This window comes from Pseudomonas sp. CFBP 8758 (genome assembly GCF_014841725.1).
Classification (GTDB): domain Bacteria; phylum Pseudomonadota; class Gammaproteobacteria; order Pseudomonadales; family Pseudomonadaceae; genus Aquipseudomonas; species Aquipseudomonas baltica.
The window spans coordinates 1-18,358 of the sequence record NZ_JACYUK010000011.1 but is presented as its reverse complement, the minus strand read 5'-3'; the positions used below and the strand labels follow the sequence as shown (position 1 = coordinate 18,358).

20 protein-coding genes are annotated in these 18,358 nt (G+C 62.5%); 13 read left to right on the top strand and 7 right to left on the bottom strand.

The window, feature by feature from the left end; translation table 11 throughout:
- The first annotated feature begins 25 nt into the window (after positions 1–25).
- From IFT75_RS20060 to IFT75_RS20020, 9 genes are all read left to right on the top strand, one after another.
- Positions 26–1,273, top strand: a complete 1,248-nt coding sequence (locus IFT75_RS20060; protein ID WP_192056436.1) for an ABC transporter permease — start codon at positions 26–28, stop codon at positions 1,271–1,273.
- A gap of 11 nt (positions 1,274–1,284) precedes the next feature.
- Complete coding sequence (locus IFT75_RS20055; protein ID WP_122795540.1) at positions 1,285–2,112, top strand: ABC transporter permease; 828 nt, start codon at positions 1,285–1,287, stop codon at positions 2,110–2,112.
- A gap of 312 nt (positions 2,113–2,424) precedes the next feature.
- Positions 2,425–3,099, top strand: coding sequence for a ribulose-phosphate 3-epimerase (gene rpe / locus IFT75_RS20050; protein WP_122477170.1), 675 nt, complete (start codon positions 2,425–2,427; stop codon positions 3,097–3,099).
- A complete protein-coding gene (locus IFT75_RS20045; RefSeq protein WP_185795321.1) occupies positions 3,096–3,914 on the top strand; it encodes a phosphoglycolate phosphatase in 819 nt (272 codons plus the stop codon). Before rpe ends, IFT75_RS20045 begins: the two co-directional genes overlap by 4 nt.
- Before the next feature lie 59 nt (positions 3,915–3,973).
- Positions 3,974–5,452 carry an anthranilate synthase component I gene (gene trpE / locus IFT75_RS20040; protein ID WP_122477173.1) on the top strand — a complete coding sequence of 493 codons (1,479 nt, stop codon included), beginning with the start codon at positions 3,974–3,976 and terminating at the stop codon, positions 5,450–5,452.
- 77 nt (positions 5,453–5,529) lie between these two features.
- Positions 5,530–6,129: an aminodeoxychorismate/anthranilate synthase component II gene (locus IFT75_RS20035; protein ID WP_122477174.1), complete on the top strand. Its 600-nt coding sequence runs from the start codon at positions 5,530–5,532 to the stop codon at positions 6,127–6,129.
- Between the two features lie 9 nt (positions 6,130–6,138).
- On the top strand, positions 6,139–7,188 hold the full coding sequence (gene trpD / locus IFT75_RS20030; RefSeq protein ID WP_192056434.1) for an anthranilate phosphoribosyltransferase: 1,050 nt from the start codon (positions 6,139–6,141) through the stop codon (positions 7,186–7,188).
- Positions 7,185–7,985 (top strand): indole-3-glycerol phosphate synthase TrpC, encoded by an 801-nt coding sequence (gene trpC, locus IFT75_RS20025; RefSeq protein WP_192056432.1) that lies wholly within the window; start codon positions 7,185–7,187, stop codon positions 7,983–7,985. Before trpD ends, trpC begins: the two co-directional genes overlap by 4 nt.
- 41 nt (positions 7,986–8,026) lie before the next feature.
- Positions 8,027–8,716: a lipoate--protein ligase family protein gene (locus IFT75_RS20020; RefSeq protein WP_192056430.1), complete on the top strand. Its 690-nt coding sequence runs from the start codon at positions 8,027–8,029 to the stop codon at positions 8,714–8,716.
- A 31-nt stretch (positions 8,717–8,747) separates the two neighbouring features.
- On the opposite strand, the gene crp is transcribed toward IFT75_RS20020, so the two are convergent.
- A complete protein-coding gene (gene crp / locus IFT75_RS20015) occupies positions 8,748–9,386 on the bottom strand; it encodes a cAMP-activated global transcriptional regulator CRP (RefSeq protein ID WP_122714955.1) in 639 nt (212 codons plus the stop codon).
- A 200-nt stretch (positions 9,387–9,586) separates the two neighbouring features.
- On the opposite strand from crp, the gene IFT75_RS20010 reads away from it, so the two are divergent.
- Positions 9,587–10,009 (top strand): OsmC family protein, encoded by a 423-nt coding sequence (locus tag IFT75_RS20010; RefSeq protein ID WP_122477181.1) that lies wholly within the window; start codon positions 9,587–9,589, stop codon positions 10,007–10,009.
- Positions 10,010–10,058: 49 nt separating this feature from the next.
- Here the strand turns inward: IFT75_RS20010 and coq7 are convergent, their stop codons facing one another.
- From coq7 to hemJ, 4 genes are all read right to left on the bottom strand, one after another.
- Complete coding sequence (gene coq7, locus IFT75_RS20005) at positions 10,059–10,706, bottom strand: 2-polyprenyl-3-methyl-6-methoxy-1,4-benzoquinone monooxygenase (RefSeq protein ID WP_122714957.1); 648 nt, start codon at positions 10,704–10,706, stop codon at positions 10,059–10,061.
- Between the two features lie 78 nt (positions 10,707–10,784).
- Positions 10,785–11,123, bottom strand: coding sequence for a histidine triad nucleotide-binding protein (locus tag IFT75_RS20000; RefSeq protein WP_043192498.1), 339 nt, complete (start codon positions 11,121–11,123; stop codon positions 10,785–10,787).
- A gap of 69 nt (positions 11,124–11,192) precedes the next feature.
- Positions 11,193–11,966, bottom strand: coding sequence for an SDR family NAD(P)-dependent oxidoreductase (locus tag IFT75_RS19995; protein ID WP_192056428.1), 774 nt, complete (start codon positions 11,964–11,966; stop codon positions 11,193–11,195).
- Positions 11,967–12,061: 95 nt separating this feature from the next.
- Positions 12,062–12,487, bottom strand: a complete 426-nt coding sequence (gene hemJ / locus IFT75_RS19990) for a protoporphyrinogen oxidase HemJ (RefSeq protein WP_122477187.1) — start codon at positions 12,485–12,487, stop codon at positions 12,062–12,064.
- A 135-nt stretch (positions 12,488–12,622) separates the two neighbouring features.
- Between hemJ and argC the strand changes: the two genes are divergently transcribed.
- Both argC and erpA read left to right on the top strand, forming a co-directional pair.
- Complete coding sequence (argC, locus tag IFT75_RS19985) at positions 12,623–13,657, top strand: N-acetyl-gamma-glutamyl-phosphate reductase (protein WP_192056426.1); 1,035 nt, start codon at positions 12,623–12,625, stop codon at positions 13,655–13,657.
- 140 nt (positions 13,658–13,797) lie between these two features.
- The gene (erpA, locus tag IFT75_RS19980) at positions 13,798–14,148 is read left to right on the top strand and encodes an iron-sulfur cluster insertion protein ErpA (RefSeq protein ID WP_122477191.1); all 351 of its coding nucleotides are present in this window, start codon (positions 13,798–13,800) and stop codon (positions 14,146–14,148) included.
- 59 nt (positions 14,149–14,207) lie between these two features.
- On the opposite strand, the gene IFT75_RS19975 is transcribed toward erpA, so the two are convergent.
- Entirely contained in the window at positions 14,208–15,299 is a 1,092-nt protein-coding gene (locus IFT75_RS19975; protein WP_192056424.1) for an anhydro-N-acetylmuramic acid kinase, read from the bottom strand.
- Between the two features lie 3 nt (positions 15,300–15,302).
- Positions 15,303–16,766 (bottom strand): peptidoglycan DD-metalloendopeptidase family protein, encoded by a 1,464-nt coding sequence (locus tag IFT75_RS19970; RefSeq protein WP_192056422.1) that lies wholly within the window; start codon positions 16,764–16,766, stop codon positions 15,303–15,305.
- Between the two features lie 209 nt (positions 16,767–16,975).
- Between IFT75_RS19970 and tyrS the strand changes: the two genes are divergently transcribed.
- Positions 16,976–18,175 (top strand): tyrosine--tRNA ligase, encoded by a 1,200-nt coding sequence (gene tyrS, locus IFT75_RS19965; RefSeq protein WP_192056420.1) that lies wholly within the window; start codon positions 16,976–16,978, stop codon positions 18,173–18,175.
- Positions 18,176–18,358 lie beyond the last annotated feature (183 nt).

Below are 18,358 nucleotides of genomic sequence, written 5' to 3'. Positions count from 1 at the left end.
ACCTGAATGATTCGCGGAGTTGACCATGGCCGTCGCAGTGCCTCTCAAACAGGACGCCAGCCTCACCTTGAAACAGCGGCTGTCACGGGCCGAACGGCGCAACCGCTGGAAAGCCCAGGCGTTGATTGCGCCGCTGGTGCTGTTCCTGCTGCTGGTGTTTCTGGTGCCCATCGCCGCGCTCTTGTACAAAAGCGTCGGCAACCCCGAAGTGGTCGAAGGCATGCCGCGCACCGTGGCGGCTGTGACCGGGTGGGACGGCAAGGGCCTGCCCGACGAACCGGTGTACCGGTCACTGGCCGAGGACCTCGCCGAATCGCGCAAGAATCAAAGCCTGGGCGATCTGTCCAAGCGTCTGAACATGGAGCTGGCCGGCTACCGCAGCCTGCTGGCGAAAACCGCTCGTGCCCTGCCGTTCAAGACCGAACCGGCCTCCTACAAAGAGGCGCTGCAGGCACTCGACGAGCGCTGGGGTGACCCGGCCTACTGGCAGGCGATCCGCCGCAACACCAGTACCCTCACGCCGTTCTACCTGCTGGCGGCGGTCGATCACCGCATCGACGACCTCGGCGAGGTGGCGCCTGCCACGCCGGACCAGGCCATCTACCTGGACATCTTCGCCCGCACGTTCTGGATGGGGCTGGTGATCACCGCCATCTGCCTGGCGCTGGCCTATCCCTTGGCCTATCTGCTGGCCAACCTGCCGACCCGGCAGAGCAATCTGCTGATGATCCTGGTGCTGCTGCCGTTCTGGACGTCCATCCTGGTGCGCGTCGCCGCCTGGATCGTGCTGCTGCAATCGGGCGGTCTGATCAACAGCGCACTGATGGCCATGGGCATCATCGATAAACCGCTGGAGCTGGTGTTCAACCGCGCCGGGGTCTACATCTCCATGGTGCACATCCTGCTGCCGTTCATGATCCTGCCCATCTACAGCGTGATGAAAGGCATCTCGCCCACTTACATGCGTGCGGCCATTTCCCTGGGTTGCCATCCGTTCGCCAGCTTCTGGCGGGTGTACTTCCCGCAGACCTACGCCGGGGTTGGCGCCGGCTGCCTGCTGGTGTTCATCCTGGCCATCGGCTATTACATCACTCCGGCGCTGCTGGGCAGCCCCAACGACCAGATGGTCAGCTACTTCGTGGCCTTCTACACCAACACCAGCATCAACTGGGGAATGGCGACCGCGCTGGGCGGCCTGCTGCTTCTGGCCACCGTGGTGTTGTACCTGATCTATAGCTGGCTGGTCGGCGCCAGCCGCCTGCGCCTGAGCTGAGGAACACTGACATGACGAGCCCTTACCTGTCGCCCATCGAACGCCTGTGGTTCTACACCCTGCGCATCCTGTGCGGTTTGATTCTGCTGTTCCTGATCCTGCCGGTACTGGTGATCATTCCGCTGTCGTTCAACTCCGGCAGCTTTCTGGTGTATCCCCTGCAGGGCTTTTCGCTGCACTGGTACCAGGATTTCTTCGGTTCGGCAGAGTGGATGCGCGCGCTGCGCAACAGCGTGATCATCGCCCCGGCCGCCACGGTCGTCGCGATGATCTTCGGTACCCTGGCAGCAATCGGTCTGACCCGCGGCGACTTCCCTGGCAAGTCCCTGGTGATGGCCTTGGTCATTTCGCCGATGGTGGTACCGGTGGTGATCATCGGCGTGGCCAGTTATCTGTTCTTCGCGCCGCTGGGGATGGGCAACAGCTTTCTCTCGCTGATCGTGGTGCACGCGGTGCTGGGTGTACCGTTCGTGATCATCACGGTGTCGGCGACGTTGCAGGGTTTCAACCACAACCTGGTACGGGCGGCGGCCAGCCTTGGCGCTTCGCCGCTGACCACGTTCCGTCGGGTGACCCTGCCGCTGATTGCACCGGGGGTGATTTCCGGCGCGCTGTTCGCCTTCGCCACCTCGTTCGATGAAGTGGTGGTGACCCTGTTCCTGGCCGGGCCGGAGCAGGCCACCTTGCCTCGGCAGATGTTCAGCGGCATCCGCGAGAACCTCAGCCCGACCATCGCCGCCGCGGCCACCCTGCTGATCGTCTTCTCGGTGTTGCTGCTGCTGGTACTGGAATGGCTGCGCGGCCGCGGCGAAAAGCTGCGCACCGCCGCCGTCCATTAACGCACCCGATGAGCACTCCTCACATCCCGTAGGAGCGGTCATCGGCCGCGAAAGGCCCACCCCGTTGTCCCAGGCAAACCGCGTCGTCCTTTTCGCGGCCACAGACCGCTCCTACGACAACCGGACAAAGACCATGCGATGTCGTCCAGCCCGGTAAAGGCCTCCGTAGGAGCGGTCATCGGCCGCGAAAGGCTCACCCTGGTGTCCCTGACAAACCACAGCGAATCCTGATCTGCTCCAGCGCAATTCGCCCGCTCATGCCGCCTGAGCTACAATGCGCGCCACCGTGATTCCAGCCTGAATAGGTGCGCCATGCAGCCCTTCGCAATTGCCCCGTCCATCCTCTCCGCGGACTTCGCCCGCCTGGGCGAAGAAGTCGATAACGTACTCGCCGCTGGCGCCGATATCGTCCACTTCGACGTGATGGACAACCACTATGTCCCCAACCTCACCATCGGCCCGATGGTGTGTGCGGCGCTGCGCAAATACGGCGTCAGCGCGCCCATCGATGTGCACCTGATGGTCAGCCCGGTCGACCGCATCATCGGCGACTTCATCGAGGCAGGTGCCAGCTACATCACCTTCCACCCCGAGGCGACCCAGCACATCGACCGCTCGCTGCAATTGATCCGCGAGGGCGGCTGCAAGGCTGGTCTGGTATTCAACCCGGCCACACCGCTGAACCTGCTCGAATACGTCATGGACAAGGTCGACATGATCCTCCTGATGAGCGTCAACCCCGGCTTCGGCGGCCAGAAGTTCATTCCCGGTACGCTGAACAAGCTGCGCGAAGCCCGCGCCCTGATCGACGCCAGCGGCCGCGATATCCGCCTGGAGATCGACGGTGGCGTCAACGTCGCCAACATCCGCGAGATCGCCGCCGCCGGGGCCGACACTTTCGTTGCCGGCTCGGCCATCTTCAACGCGCCGGACTACCGCCATGTGATCGAGCAAATGCGCACGGAATTGACGCTGGCCCGTTCATGAGTGCCATGGAGCGGCTGTTTCCCGGCGGCCTGCCACGGCTGGTGATGTTCGACCTGGACGGCACGCTGGTGGACTCCGTACCCGATCTGGCCGCCGCCGTCGACACCATGCTGGCCCAGCTGGGGCGCGCGCCGGCGGGGCTCGAAGCTGTCCGCGAATGGGTTGGCAACGGTGCCCGCGTGCTGGTTCGCCGGGCGCTCGCGGGTGGCCTCGAGCACCAGCACGTGGGCGAGGCGGAAACCGCGCACGCCCTCGAGCTTTTTTCGGCGGCCTATGCGTCCAGCCATGCCTTGACCCAGGTCTACCCAGGCGTGCACGAAACACTGAAATGGCTGCACAAGAAACGCGTGAAGATGGCGCTGATCACCAACAAGCCGGAGCGCTTCGTCGCCCCCTTGCTGGACCAGATGGGCCTGGGCCGCTATTTCAAGTGGATCATTGGCGGCGACACGCTGCCCCAGCAGAAGCCCGATCCGGCTGCCCTGTTTTTCGTCATGAAAATGGCCAAGGTCAAGGCGCAGCATTCCTTGTTCGTCGGCGATTCACGCAGCGACGTGCAGGCGGCCAAGGCTGCCGGCGTGACCTGTATTGCGCTCAGCTACGGCTACAATCACGGGCGTCCGATCGCCGAGGAATCACCGGCGCTGGTGATCGACGATCTGCGCGCGCTGATGCCTGGTTGCTTCGATCCGGCCACTGGGATAACGTTGGCCAACGGCAACTCCCCCGCTCATAGAGATTCCATCGTGGTGGTCACTCGCAAACTCTGGATGAAAGTCATCAAGGCCCTGGCCCGCTGGCGTTGGCGCGCCTGACTTTTCCGTTCCAACGTTTGCCCACAGACCGTTCGACCCCTCCATCACGAGGCTGAATCATGACCCGCGAAGACTTCCTGCGCCTGGCTGCCGAAGGCTACAACCGCATTCCGATGGCCCACGAAACCCTGGCCGACTTCGACACACCCCTGTCCATCTACCTGAAGCTGGCCGACCAGCCCAATTCCTACCTGCTGGAATCGGTGCAGGGCGGCGAGAAGTGGGGCCGTTACTCGATCATCGGCCTGCCGTGCCGCACCGTCCTGCGCGTCCATGGCTACCACGCCAGCGTGACCTGCGACGGCGTCGAGATCGAAGCGTGCGAAGTCGAAGACCCGTTGGCCTTCGTCGAAGCTTTCAAGGCACGCTACAACGTGCCGAGCATTGCCGGTCTGCCACGCTTCAACGGTGGCCTGGTCGGTTACTTCGGCTACGACTGCGTGCGCTACGTTGAAAAACGCCTGGGCCCGTGCCCCAACCCCGATCCGCTGGGGGTTCCGGACATCCTGCTGATGGTGTCCGACGCGGTGGTGGTGTTCGACAACCTGGCGGGCAAGATGCACGCCATCGTCCTCGCCGATCCGGCCCAGTCCGACGCCTACGAACAGGCGCGCAGCCAGCTGGAAACCTTGATGGAGCGACTGCGCCAGCCCATCGCTCCGCGCCGCGGTCTGGATTTCAACCGCCCGCAGGCCAGTGACCCGGTGTTTCGTTCAAGCTTTACCCAGTCCGACTACGAAGGCGCCGTCGACACCATCAAGGAGTACATCCTGGCGGGCGACGTCATGCAGGTGGTGCCGTCGCAGCGCATGTCCATCGACTTCAAGGCCGCGCCGATCGACCTGTACCGCGCACTGCGCTGCTTCAACCCAACGCCCTACATGTACTTCTTCAATTTCGGCGACTTCCATGTGGTCGGCAGCTCACCCGAAGTACTGGTGCGCGTCGAGGACGACCTGATCACCGTACGCCCGATTGCCGGAACGCGCCCACGCGGTGCTACCGAAGAAGCCGACCATGCGCTTGAAGTCGACCTGCTGTCCGACGACAAGGAGATCGCCGAGCACTTGATGTTGATCGACCTGGGCCGCAACGACGTGGGCCGGGTATCGGAAGTCGGCTCGGTGAAGCTGACCGAGAAGATGGTCATCGAGCGTTACTCCAACGTGATGCACATCGTGTCCAACGTGACCGGCCACCTCAAGCAGGGCCTGACCGCGATGGACGCCCTGCGCGCCATTCTGCCGGCCGGCACCTTGTCCGGCGCGCCGAAGATCCGCGCCATGGAAATCATCGACGAGCTGGAGCCGGTCAAGCGCGGTGTCTACGGCGGCGCGGTCGGCTACTTCGCCTGGAACGGCAACATGGACACCGCGATCGCCATTCGTACCGCGGTCATCAAGAACGGTGAGCTGCACGTGCAGGCCGGCGGCGGCATCGTCGCCGACTCGGTGCCTGCGCTGGAATGGGAAGAGACGCTGAACAAGCGTCGCGCCATGTTCAAGGCCGTGGCCCTGGCCGAGCAGTCGCCAGACTGATTCCGGACCCGGCAAGCCAGTGTCCACCGGTTCCAGCGAGCCGGTGGTCCGTCAGCAGATTCGAGAGGTTAAGCACCATGTTGCTCATGATCGACAATTACGACTCCTTTACCTACAACGTCGTGCAGTACCTGGGCGAACTGGGCGCCGACGTCAAAGTCATCCGCAACGATGAACTCAGCATCGCCCAGATCGAAGCCTTGGCACCTGAGCGCATCGTCGTGTCGCCCGGTCCCTGCACCCCCAACGAAGCCGGTGTCTCCCTCGACGTGATCCGGCATTTTGCCGGCAAGCTGCCGATCCTCGGCGTCTGTCTGGGCCACCAGTCCATCGGCCAGGCTTTCGGCGGCGACGTGGTCCGCGCCCGTCAGGTCATGCACGGCAAGACCAGCCCGATCACCCACACCGACCTGGGCGTGTTCGAAGGTCTCAACCATCCGCTGACGGTCACCCGCTACCACTCTTTGGTGGTGAAGGCGCAGACGTTGCCCGAGTGCCTGGAGCTCACGGCCTGGACGACCCACGAAGACGGCACGGTGGACGAAATCATGGGCCTGCGGCACAAGACTCTGAATGTCGAAGGCGTGCAGTTCCACCCCGAATCGATCCTGACCGAGCAAGGCCACGAGCTGTTCGCCAACTTTCTCAAGCAGACCGGCGGCAGCCGCCAGGGCTAAGGAATACCCATGGATATCAAGAGCGCGCTGACCCGTATCGTCAGCCAGCTGGACCTCACCACCGAGGAAATGCGCGCGGTGATGCTCGACATCATGACCGGCCAGTGCAGCGAAGCGCAGATCGGCGCCTTCATGATGGGCATGCGCATGAAAAGCGAGACCATCGACGAGATCGTCGGCGCCGTGACGGCAATGCGCGAACTCGCCAGCAAGGTCGAACTGCGAACCCTGGACAAAGTGGTCGACATCGTCGGCACCGGTGGCGACGGCGCCAACATCTTCAACGTGTCCACCGCCTCGGCATTGGTCGTCGCGGCAGCCGGCTGCACGGTGGCCAAGCATGGCAACCGCGCGGTGTCCGGCAAGAGCGGCAGCGCCGACCTGCTCGAAGCTGCCGGAGTCTACCTCAACCTGGACGCACAGCAGGTCGCCCGCTGCATCGACAGCGTCGGCATCGGCTTCATGTTCGCCCAGGCCCATCACAGTGCCATGAAGCACGCGGCCATCCCGCGCCGCGACCTGGGCCTGCGGACCCTGTTCAACATGCTCGGCCCGCTGACCAACCCGGCCGGCGTCAAGCATCAGGTGGTGGGTGTGTTCACCCAGGCCTTGTGCCGACCGCTGGCCGAAGTGCTCGCGCGCCTGGGCAGCAAGCATGTACTGGTGGTGCATTCGCGCGATGGCCTGGACGAATTCAGCCTTGCCGCGCCGACCTTCGTTGCCGAGCTCAAGAATGGCGAGGTCAGCGAATATTGGGTCGAGCCCGAAGACTTCGGCATCAAGAGCCAGAGCTTGCATGGCCTGGTGGTCGACAGCCCGGCAGCCTCGCTCGAATTGATCCGCGACGCCTTGGGTCGGCGCAAGACCGAGCAGGGCGAGAAAGCGGCCGAAATGATCGTGCTCAACGCCGGCGCCGCACTGTACGCTGCCGATGTAGCGAGCAGCCTGAAAGAGGGCGTGGCCATGGCTCACGATGCATTGCACACCGGGCTGGCCCGCGAAAAGCTCGAAGAACTGGGTGCCTTTACCGCGGTATTCAAGCAGGAGAACGAAGCATGAGCGTGCCCACCGTGCTGGAAAACATACTGGCGCGCAAGACGCAGGAAGTGGCCGAGCGGCGCGCGCGGGTCAGCCTCGCCGAGCTTGAGCGTCTTGCCACCGCGGCCGACGCGCCGCGCGGGTTTGCCCAGGCCTTGATCACCCAGGCTGCTTCGAAGCGGCCAGCCGTGATCGCCGAGGTCAAAAAAGCTTCGCCAAGCAAGGGCGTCATCCGCGAACACTTCGTTCCGGCCGACATCGCCCGCAGCTACGAGAAGGGCGGGGCTACCTGCCTGTCGGTGCTGACCGACATCGACTTTTTCCAGGGCGCCGACCTGTACCTGCAACAGGCACGCGGCGCCTGCCAGCTGCCGGTGATCCGCAAGGACTTCATGATCGACCCCTATCAGGTGATCGAGGCACGGGCACTGGGCGCCGACTGTATCCTGCTGATCGTCTCGGCACTGCAGGATGCGCAAATGGCTGAACTTGCCGCAGTGGCCAAAGGGCTCGGCCTCGACGTACTGGTCGAAGTGCACGACGGCGATGAGCTGGAGCGCGCGCTGAACACCCTGGACACGCCGCTGGTCGGGGTCAACAACCGCAACCTGCACACCTTCGACGTCAGCCTGGAAACCACCCTGGATCTGCTTCCACGCATTCCACGTGATCGCCTGGTGATCACCGAGAGCGGAATTTTCAACCGCGCCGATGTCCAGTTGATGGAAATCAACGGGGTCTATTCCTTCCTGGTCGGCGAAGCATTCATGCGCGCCGAAGATCCAGGCCTGGAGCTGCAGCGGTTGTTCTTCCCCTGATCCAATGGCCGCCTTGGCCTTCACCTCATGAGTCTCAGTCAATGCTTGTGCATTTGCCTACGGAACAGGGTTTGCGCGCCGAGCAGGATCTGCTCGGCGCTGTCTGCAAAGGCGAGCAAGCCTGGGGGTTGCTGTTCTGGTGCCCGACGGATCGCACGCTGGTAATGCCGCGTCGCATGAGCCGCCTCGATGGCTTCCAAGAGGCCAGCCTCGCCTCGGCCGCCAGCGGCTGGCCGGTGCTGCTGCGCGAAACCGGCGGCGAACCGGTGCCGCAGTCGCCATCCACCATCAACGTCGCGTTGGTGTATGTGGCTCCGCAGCATGAGGGCGACCAGCATCGTATCGAGACGGCTTACCGCCGCCTGTGCCAGCCTTTGCTCGATGCCCTTGAACGGCTGGGTGGCAGTGCGTCGTTGGGTGAAATAGAAGGGGCCTTTTGCGATGGCCGTTTCAACGTCAATCTCGACGGCCGCAAATGGGTCGGCACGGCGCAGCGTTGGCGCCAGGGCTTGAGCGGCACACGTCCGGTGGTGTTGGTGCACGGGGCGATGCTGATGGATGACGAGCGTGAATCCATGGCAGCAGCGGTCAATCTGTTCAATCGGCAGTGTGGTCTGGAACAGCGGGTCAAGGCCGACAGCCATATCGCGCTGCATGAGCGTCATCCCGCCCCTGACCTGATCGACGAGCTGCACGCCGTCTATACGCGGATGCTGTCGGTGTTGGCTTGAACGCTGCCCGAGCGTGGAGGCTGCCTTGCGCTCAACGCGTGCCGAACACCACCATGGTCTTGCCTTTGACATGGACCACGCTGCGCTCTTCAAGATCCTTGAGCACGCGACCGACCATCTCCCGTGAACAACCCACTATACGCCCGATTTCCTGCCGGGTAATCTTGATCTGCATGCCATCGGGATGGGTCATGGCGTCGGGCTGCTTGCACAGGTCGAGCAGGCAGCGGGCAACCCGTCCGGTCACATCGAAGAACGCCAGGTCGCCGACCTTGCGCGTAGTGTCGCGCAGACGTTGCGCCATCTGTCCACCCACCGCGTAGAGCATCTCCGGCTCCTGCTGGGCCAATTCGCGAAACGCGGCATAGCTGATCTGCACCACTTCGCATTCGGTCTTGGCGCGTACCCATGCGTTGTGTGCCTGTGTGCCGCTTGCAGTCTGAAACAGGCCCAGCTCGCCGAAGAAATCGCCAACGTTGAGGTAGGCAATCACCAGCTCCCGACCTTCCTCCGCCTCGATCACCACCGTCGCCGAACCTTTGAGAATCAACGAAAGCGAGTCGTCACGCGCACCTGCGGCGATCAAGGTGGTCTTGGCGGCGAACCGATATCGCTGACCGTGTGCGAGCAGCTTCTCGAGGTTCTTGATCTTGTGCGCGGCAGCGGTCATGACTTGGTTCCGGAAAGGGCAATCTATCTGCATGAATCACGGCGATACGCCAGTACATTGGCGTCAGCTTATCAGACACACTCCAGAGTCACACGCCATTTAGACGGCGGGGCAGGCGCTTCGGCCGATCCTGCCTCATCAATCGTTACAACTGCGCTGTGTTAAGCTCACCCGCTTTATGAACACGGGAGTCCGGAAAGATGAAGGCGCGTATTCAATGGGCCGGCGAGGCCATGTTTCTGGGCGAGTCAGGCAGCGGCCATGTCGTGGTCATGGACGGGCCTCCCGAAAGCGGCGGTCGCAACCTGGGCGTGCGCCCCATGGAAATGTTGCTGCTGGGCCTGGGGGGCTGCAGCAACTATGACGTGGTCAGCATCCTCAAGAAATCGCGGCAACCCATCGAAAGCTGCGAGGCCTTTCTGGAAGCCGAACGCGCCAGCGAAGACCCCAAGGTCTTCACCAAGATCCACCTGCATTTCGTGGTCAAGGGCCGCGGCTTGAAAGAGGCCCAGGTCAAGCGTGCGGTGGAACTCTCGGCAGAGAAGTACTGCTCGGCATCCATCATGCTGGGACGCGCCGGCGTCGAGATCACCCATGACTACGAGATCGTCGAGCTGGGATGAATGAAAAAGGGCGCTCACCGAGCGCCCTTTCTGCATGCCCCATGCGCATTCAGATGCGATAGGTGCTCTTGGTCATGACCTTGGCCAGCAAACTCATGCCAAAGCGTATCGGTGCCGGAAACCTGGCTCCGCCGGCGTCGAGCGCCGATTCGGCGTGGGCCTGCTCATCACTGCGCATCTGCGCCAGGATCGCCCGCGATTTCACGTCCTCGGCAGGCAATTGCAGCAGATGCTCGTCGAGGTGCTTGACCACCTGGTGCTCGGTGGCTGCCACGAAGCCCAGGCTCACACGGTCACTGATAATCCCTGCGGCTGCACCGATACCGAACGACATCCCATAGAACAGCGGATTGAGCACGCTGGTATGGCTGCCCAATTGACGAATGCGCTGCTCGCACCAGGCCAGGTGATCCACTTCCTCTTCTGCTGCATGCTCCATGGCCTTGCGCACCTGGGGCAGCTTCGCGGTCAGTGCTTGGCCTTGGTACAGTGCCTGCGCGCAGACCTCACCGGTGTGATTGATGCGCATCAGTCCGGCCACGTGCCGGCTCTGTTGCTTGTCCATCGTCACCTCGGGCTGGACGACGGCCGGCGACGGTCGCGACGGATGGCCGCTGAACGGCAGCAGGGTGCGCATGGCCGTGTCGGCCTGCAGCAACAATCGGTCAATCGGCGAGTAGTGACGCTGGGTAGCCATGGGCACCTCCGTTGAAATCTTGCCTGCATGTTGGCGCACGAGCGCGCAGCACTGGGCTGCGGCTCGAATGAATGCCGGTCAGCCGGGCGGCCAGTTCATCTGGCGCTGCCCCAGCACATGCATGTGTATGTGGTAGACGGTCTGACCGCCCAGTTCGTTGCAGTTCATCACCACCCGGAAACCTTCTTCGCAACCCAGCTCCTTGGCCAGGCGCTGGGCGGTGAACAGAATGTGTCCTGCCAGGCCCTTGTCGTCTTCGGTCAGGTCGTTGAGCGTACGAATGGCCTTTTTCGGGATGACCAGGAAATGCACCGGAGCCTGGGGCGCAATATCGTGGAAGGCCAACACCTGGTCGTCCTCGTAGATGATCCTGGCCGGAATCTCCCGGTTGATGATCTTGGTAAACAGAGTATCCACAATGCATCTCCATGGCGGTCGAAGGGTCAGTGTACTGAGGCTTGCGTCCAGCGCCCAGTGTTGCCTGCTTCAATGCGGGGCATAGGCCTTGTTGATCCACCCGGCCAATCTCCGCGTCAGCCAGCGCGGGAACAGGCGTGGAGCCCTTGCCAGCCAGCCATTGCGCCGTCCGGGTACGATCACCGCGCGATCGCGGGCGAGCGCGCGCACGGTCTGCAAGGCGACCTGCTCGGCGTCCAGCACCAGCGAGCTGCCCGCCAGGCGCGGAATTCGCCGTTGGCTTGCGCGCACGGGGCCCGGACACAGCACCGAGACCCTCACCCCGGTCTGCTTGAGTTCCTCGCGCAACCCTTCGGAAAAATGCAGGACATAGGCCTTGCTGGCCGCATAGCTGCTCATCCATGGGCCGGGTTGAAACGCGGCCAGCGAGGCTACATTGAGAATCTGCCCACCGCCCTGCACGGCCATGGCGTTGCCCAGGGCATGGCAGAGGCGGGTCAGGGCCAGAATGTTCAGTTCGATCAGGTCCTGTTCCTGGCTCCAGTCCTGGGCAAGAAAGTGCCCATGGGAGCGCACGGCGGCACAGTTCACCAGCAGGTCGATCTGACGTTCGCTTTCCTCGAGCTCCAGCAGGAAGCCGGATAGCCGCAATGGCTCGCCGAGGTCACAGGCACGAAACAGTACTTCCACACCAAAGCGCTGGGTCAGTTCAGCGGCAATGATTTCCAGCGGGTCACGGTGGCGCGCCACCAGCAGCAGGCTGCGTCCGCGCCTGGCCAGGGCTTCGGCCATGGCCAGGCCCAGGCCTGCCGACGCGCCTGTGATCATGGCATAACGGGTCATCGAATTCTCCATACCCGCGCCAGGCAAGCTGGCGCGATTTCATATGGACAGTCTACAGGGCGCACCGGCTTTGAGCGCGTTGCTTGTGCGCAGGATCAGAATGGCTTGACCACCACCAGAATCACCACGGCCAGCAGCACCAGCACCGGAATTTCGTTGAACCAGCGGAAAAACACATGGCTGCGCTTGTTTTCGCCCCGCGCGAAACGCTTCATCTGCGCGCCGCATACGTGGTGATAGCCGGTCAACAAGATGACCAGGGTCAGCTTGGCATGCATCCACCCCTGGCTCATCCAGCCCGGCGACAACGCGATCAGCCAGATGCCGAAGATGAACGTGGCGATCATCGCCGGCGTCATGATCCCGCGGTACAGCTTGCGCTCCATGACGGCGAAGCGTTCGCGGCTGACGGTGTCCTCGCTCTGGGCGTGGTAGACGAACAGGCGCGGCAGGTAGAACAACCCGGCAAACCAGCAGACAACGCTGACGATGTGCAGGGCCTTGATCCATAGATAAAGCATTTCCAGTTATTCCCAGGTTCACGGTAGCGTCGATAGTAGAGTCTGCCAGCGCCCACGTCATCTCAACGGTTGTTACACAGACGCAGGCCCCCTATCATCGAAGGCTTTCCAGTCGCATCGTGAAGAGGGCAGTTTATGGTCAAGGTCGGTATCGTCGGCGGCACGGGTTATACCGGAGTCGAACTACTGCGTCTGCTGGCGCAGCATCCGCAGGCGCAGGTAGAGGTCATTACCTCCCGATCCGAGGCTGGCCTGCCCGTTGCCGACCTGTACCCCAACCTGCGAGGCCACTACGACGGCCTGGCGTTCAGCGTCCCTGACATCAAGACGTTGGGTGCTTGCGACGTGGTGTTCTTCGCCACGCCCCATGGCGTCGCCCATGCCCTGGCCGGTGAGTTGCTCGCGGCGGGAACCAGGATCATCGACCTGTCCGCCGACTTCCGTCTGCAGGATGCCGATGAATGGGCCAAATGGTACGGCCAGCCCCATGGTGCACCCGAGCTGCTGGCCGACGCTGTCTACGGCTTGCCCGAGGTCAACCGCGAGCAGATCCGCCAGGCGCGTCTGATCGCCGTGCCGGGTTGCTATCCCACGGCCACCCAGTTGGGTTTCCTGCCGCTGCTCGAGGCCGGCCTGGCCGACAACACGCGTCTGATCGCCGACTGCAAGTCGGGTGTCAGCGGCGCGGGTCGTGGCGCCAGCGTAGGCTCGTTGTTCTGCGAGGCGGGTGAAAGCATGAAGGCCTACGCGGTCAAGGGGCACCGTCACCTGCCTGAAATCACCCAGGGCCTGCGGCGCGCGGCGGGCGGCGAAGTGGGTTTGACCTTCGTTCCCCACCTCACGCCCATGATCCGTGGCATTCACTCCACGCTGTACGCCACCGTGGTCGACAGATCGGTCGACCTGCAGGCGTTGTACGAAGCACGTTATGCCGACGAGCCGTTCGTCGATGTCATGCCGGCCGGCAGCCACCCCGAGACCCGCAGCGTACGCGGCGCCAATGTCTGCCGGATCGCCGTGCATCGCCCACAGGACGGTGATCTGGTCGTCGTGCTTTCGGTCATCGACAACCTGGTCAAGGGGGCGTCGGGCCAGGCCGTACAGAACATGAACATCCTGTTCGGCCTGGACGAGCGCTTCGGTCTGTCTCACGCCGGCATGCTGCCCTGACGCTTGCCGCAGCGGTTTCCAGAGGCCCGCTTGCGGGCCTCTTCGCGTTTGCCACTGGCTAATTCTTGACCATTTTCGTAGGAGAAGCGGATAATGCCGCCATTGAGCATTATGACGGCGTACGCCGGGAGAACTTCTACATGAGCGTCGAATCCTTTACCCCCATGGCTTTGCAATTCACCCAAGGGGCCGCCATCAAGGTCAAGAACCTGGTCGACGAAGAGGGTAATGATCGCCTCAAGCTGCGCGTCTTCGTCACCGGTGGCGGCTGCTCGGGCTTCCAGTATGGCTTCACCTTCGATGAAGACGTTGCCGAAGACGACACCATCGTCGAGCGCGAAGGCGTCAGCCTGGTGGTCGATCCCATGAGCTTCCAGTACCTGGCCGGCGCGCAGGTGGATTACCAGGAAGGTCTGGAAGGTTCGCGGTTCGTCATCAACAACCCGAACGCCAGCACCACTTGCGGTTGCGGTCAGTCCTTCTCGATCTGATCCAGCGCCAACAAAAACGCCGCGCATCTGCGCGGCGTTTTCGTTTCAGGCGTCAGGCTTCAAGCCGGGTATATAGCGCCCAGTACTCGCAGGCCGCGTGCGCCAGTCACGCTCGGCCGATTGGCGGCTATGCCCTGCAGGCAGCAATCGGCCAGCCAGGCGAACGCCATCGCCTCGACCCAGTCCGGGTCGACACCGGCTTTCGCCGTACTGGCCACCTGAGCTTCTGGCACCAAGGCTTGCAGGCGCGTCATCAGCGTCTGGTTGTGCGCGCCGCCGCCACAGACCAGCAGCGCATGGGTGGTCGGCTGGGCGACACGCAGCGACTGCACGATGCTCTGCGCGGTCAGCTCGAGAAGCGTTGCCTGAACGTCGGCATCGGCGAGCGCGGGCAGCGTCTCCAGGTGTCGCTGCAGCCACCCCAGATTGAACACCTCACGCCCCGTGCTTTTCGGCCCGCTGCCAGCGAAGAACGGGTCGCCCAGCAGCGCGCCGAGCAAATGCGGCTGTAGCGTGCCGGTTGCTGCCCAGGCGCCACCCTGGTCATAGTCCAAGCCGCACTTGAGCTGAATCCAGGCATCCATCAGCACGTTGCCAGGTCCGCAATCGAAACCGCTGACCGGCGTATTCCCGCCAATCAGGCTGAGGTTGCTGAAACCACCCACGTTGAGCACCGCACGCGCCTCGCCTTCGGCGCCGAACAGGGCCTCGTGGAAGGCCGGCACCAGAGGAGCACCTTGACCACCGGCTGCGACATCGCGGCGGCGAAAATCGCCCACCACGGTGATCTGGGTCAGTTCTGCCAGCAGGGCAGGGTTGCCAATCTGCACGGTGAAGCCACGGGCAGGCTCGTGGCGAACGGTCTGGCCGTGGCTGCCGATGGCGCGGATGTCTGCAGGGGCCAGTTGCTGTGCGGTGAGCAAGGCCGATATGCCATCAGCCGCCAACGCGACCCACTGGTTTTCCGCCAGAGCGGCCCGGGCAATCTCATCCGGACCGCTGGCGCACAGTTCCAGCAGTTGCTGGCGCAGTGCTTCGGGCATAGGCACGTAGTGTGTCGCGACCAGCTGGGTCGAGCGGTCCTGCTCGATCAGGGCAATGTCCAGCCCGTCCAGGCTGGTGCCGGACATTACCCCCAGGTAGTAAGTCATGACTCAGCGCTTGCTCGCCAACAGCGTCGTCCGCTCGGCGTCCATCTTCGCCATCAACGGCTGGCTCAGCTGGTTGAAACGCTGTTTTTCGGCCTTGGCAATCGGGTCGGCCATCGGCAGCTTCTGGCCCAGTGGGTCAACATGGACACCATTGACCTGGAACTCGTAGTGCAGGTGCGGGCCCGTGGACAAACCGGTGGTGCCGATGTAGCCAATCACCTGGCCCTGCTTGACGCTGCCGCCGGTCTTGATGCCCTTGGCAAAGCCCTGCATGTGCCCGTACAGCGTGGTGTAGCTGTTGCCGTGCTGGATTATGACGGTATTGCCGTAGCCACCGCGACGACCGGCCAGTGTCACCTTGCCGTCGCCGGCAGCCTTGATTGGCGTGCCCCGCGGCGCTGCGTAGTCCACGCCCTTGTGCGCGCGGATCTTGTTCAGGATCGGATGCTTGCGGCCCATCGAGAAGCGCGAGCTGATGCGGGCAAAGTCCACCGGTGTACGGATGAACGCCTTGCGCATGCTGTTGCCATCGGCAGTGTAGTAATTGCTGTTGCCTTGCTTGTTGGTGTACCGGACTGCGGTATAGGTCTTGCCGCGGTTGGTAAAGCGCGCGGCCAGGATGCCGCCAGTGCCGATCACCTTGCCGTTGAGCACACGCTGCTCGTAGACGATATCGAACTCATCGCCCTGGCGAATATCCTGGGCGAAGTCCACGTCGTAGCCGAAGATGCTGGCCATGTCCATGGTCTGGCTGTGGGACAGGCCCGCGCGCGCCGCAGACTGCGACAGGGAGTTCTTGATGACCCCATGCGCATAGGCTTCGCGCGTCACCGGCTTGCTGGTTTCACGCTCGAACGCGAAACCGTTGCCGGCCTTGGTCAGGCGGATGGTGTCCAGCTCGCTGACTTTGCTGTGCAGGCCCAGCAGGTCGCCTTCCGGCGACAGCTCGAACTCCAGCAGTTGCCCACGCTTGAGCTGGGTGAACTGCTTGGCCTTCTTGTCACTGCCTACCACTTGGGCGGCAGTCGAGGCTGGCAGGCCAACTTTTTCGAACAGCGTGGAGAGCGTGTCGCCCTTGGCCACAACGACTTGACGGTGCGAAGGCTCTTTCTTGACCGCCGCGACATCCTTGGCGACAGTCGCTTCCTTGGTCGCAGCTACCTGAGGAGTAACCGGCGCGGCTGGCTGTGCGGCCTGCTCGGTGTCTGTCGAATCGCTGGTCTCGATCTGGGCGAATGGGGCGGGAGCAGCTTGCTCTGCGATCGGAGCCACCGGAGTGTCTTGTTCGGCGTCCCTGAGTTGGTCTGCGGGAGCCGGCATTTCCAGGCTCATGGTGGTGCGTTTTGCTTCTACGTCGCTGGAGGGGAACACCAGCAAGGCAAGGCTGAGGAGGGCGGCTATGCCGCTGGCAGCCACGAGGTGGCTCTTCGGATAAAGCGGCGGCGCTTTAGGCGGTTGCTTGGTCATAGGTGATTTTTTGACTTTTGAAGATGGAAAGATGAGATGAATGACATGATGAAGATGAAATAACTGTATAAAATATAACCAAAAGCCCTCTAAAGCAAGCTCGCAGACGTTTGCTTGGCGCCAATGAGTCACATCTGCGCTCGCGCCTTGTATTTGACCCGTGATCTTGTATCGTTGAGCCCTTTGAATCCGAGCGTTGTAGGACCTATATGAAGTCTGTTGAAGAGCAGCTGGCGCTGATCAAGCGCGGCACGGAAGAGGTGCTGGTCGAATCCGAACTGGTCGAGAAGCTCAAGCGCGGTCAGCCGCTGCGTATCAAGGCAGGCTTCGACCCCACCGCTCCGGATCTGCACCTGGGTCACACGGTGCTGATCAACAAGCTTCGGCAGTTCCAGGAGCTGGGTCACCAGGTCATCTTCCTTATAGGTGACTTCACAGGCTCCATCGGTGATCCCAGTGGCAAGAGCGCCACGCGCCCGCCCTTGACCCGTGAGCAGGTGCTCGAGAATGCCGAAACCTACAAGGCCCAGGTGTTCAAGATCCTTGACCCGGCCAAAACCGAGGTGGCGTTCAACTCCACCTGGATGGACGTCCTCAGCCCGGCCGATTTCATTCGCCTGGCTTCGCAGTACACCGTGGCGCGCATGCTCGAGCGTGACGACTTCAGCAAGCGCTACACCAGCAACCAGCCGATCGCCATCCACGAGTTCCTCTATCCACTGGTTCAGGGTTATGACTCCGTCGCCCTGCGCGCAGACGTCGAGCTGGGCGGTACCGACCAGAAATTCAACTTGTTGATGGGGCGCGAGTTGCAGCGCGCCTATGGTCAGGAAGCTCAGTGCATCGTCACCCTGCCGTTGCTGGAAGGCTTGGACGGCGTGAAGAAGATGTCCAAGTCGCTGGGTAACTACGTCGGCATCCAGGAAGCGCCCGGCATCATGTACAGCAAGCTGGTCTCCATCCCGGATGCGTTGATGTGGCGTTACTTCGAACTGCTCAGCTTTCGCAGCATGGACGAGATCGAAGCGTTCAAGGCTGACGTGGAGGCCGGCGCCAATCCTCGTGACATCAAGATCAAGCTCGCCGAAGAAATCGTCGCGCGATTCCATGGCGAGGAAGCCGCCCAAAGCGCGCACAAGGCTGCGGGCAATCGCATGAAGGAGGGCGAGTTGCCGGAGGATCTGCCGGAAATGGATATCGCAGGCGCTGAAGATATGCCCATTGCCGCTATCCTTAATAAAGCAGGGATGGTCAAGAACGCCGCGGGCGCTCGCGATCTACTTAATGCCGGAAGTGTTCGTGTCGATGGCGTCGTGGTAGATCGGGCATTCGTCTTCACACTGGGTGCGACCCATATAGTGCAGGCCGGGAAGAAGGCTTTTGCCCGCATTACGCTAAAAAACGAATAATCCGAAACAAGGGCTTGACGGCGAACTTCAAGTGTCTATAATTCGCCCCACTTCCGGCGCAGCGGAAACGATAAACTCCTTGTTAATCAATGAGTTGGCCGTTTCAGAGGGTTCGGAAGGGTTTCGATCGTCAAGGTCGGAAGCGGTGAAAAAGGCAGTTGACAGCGGTTTGAAACGCTGTAG

Coding starts and splice junctions, on each gene's coding strand:
- IFT75_RS20060 (WP_192056436.1), top strand. CDS start 26: ATGGCCGTCGCAGTGCCTCTCAAACAGGACGCCAGCCTCACCTTGAAA.
- IFT75_RS20055 (WP_122795540.1), top strand. CDS start 1,285: ATGACGAGCCCTTACCTGTCGCCCATCGAACGCCTGTGGTTCTACACC.
- rpe (WP_122477170.1), top strand. CDS start 2,425: ATGCAGCCCTTCGCAATTGCCCCGTCCATCCTCTCCGCGGACTTCGCC.
- IFT75_RS20045 (WP_185795321.1), top strand. CDS start 3,096: ATGAGTGCCATGGAGCGGCTGTTTCCCGGCGGCCTGCCACGGCTGGTG.
- trpE (WP_122477173.1), top strand. CDS start 3,974: ATGACCCGCGAAGACTTCCTGCGCCTGGCTGCCGAAGGCTACAACCGC.
- IFT75_RS20035 (WP_122477174.1), top strand. CDS start 5,530: ATGTTGCTCATGATCGACAATTACGACTCCTTTACCTACAACGTCGTG.
- trpD (WP_192056434.1), top strand. CDS start 6,139: ATGGATATCAAGAGCGCGCTGACCCGTATCGTCAGCCAGCTGGACCTC.
- trpC (WP_192056432.1), top strand. CDS start 7,185: ATGAGCGTGCCCACCGTGCTGGAAAACATACTGGCGCGCAAGACGCAG.
- IFT75_RS20020 (WP_192056430.1), top strand. CDS start 8,027: ATGCTTGTGCATTTGCCTACGGAACAGGGTTTGCGCGCCGAGCAGGAT.
- crp (WP_122714955.1), bottom strand. CDS start 9,386: ATGACCGCTGCCGCGCACAAGATCAAGAACCTCGAGAAGCTGCTCGCA.
- IFT75_RS20010 (WP_122477181.1), top strand. CDS start 9,587: ATGAAGGCGCGTATTCAATGGGCCGGCGAGGCCATGTTTCTGGGCGAG.
- coq7 (WP_122714957.1), bottom strand. CDS start 10,706: ATGGCTACCCAGCGTCACTACTCGCCGATTGACCGATTGTTGCTGCAG.
- IFT75_RS19995 (WP_192056428.1), bottom strand. CDS start 11,966: ATGACCCGTTATGCCATGATCACAGGCGCGTCGGCAGGCCTGGGCCTG.
- hemJ (WP_122477187.1), bottom strand. CDS start 12,487: ATGCTTTATCTATGGATCAAGGCCCTGCACATCGTCAGCGTTGTCTGC.
- argC (WP_192056426.1), top strand. CDS start 12,623: ATGGTCAAGGTCGGTATCGTCGGCGGCACGGGTTATACCGGAGTCGAA.
- erpA (WP_122477191.1), top strand. CDS start 13,798: ATGAGCGTCGAATCCTTTACCCCCATGGCTTTGCAATTCACCCAAGGG.
- IFT75_RS19975 (WP_192056424.1), bottom strand. CDS start 15,299: ATGACTTACTACCTGGGGGTAATGTCCGGCACCAGCCTGGACGGGCTG.
- IFT75_RS19970 (WP_192056422.1), bottom strand. CDS start 16,766: ATGACCAAGCAACCGCCTAAAGCGCCGCCGCTTTATCCGAAGAGCCAC.
- tyrS (WP_192056420.1), top strand. CDS start 16,976: ATGAAGTCTGTTGAAGAGCAGCTGGCGCTGATCAAGCGCGGCACGGAA.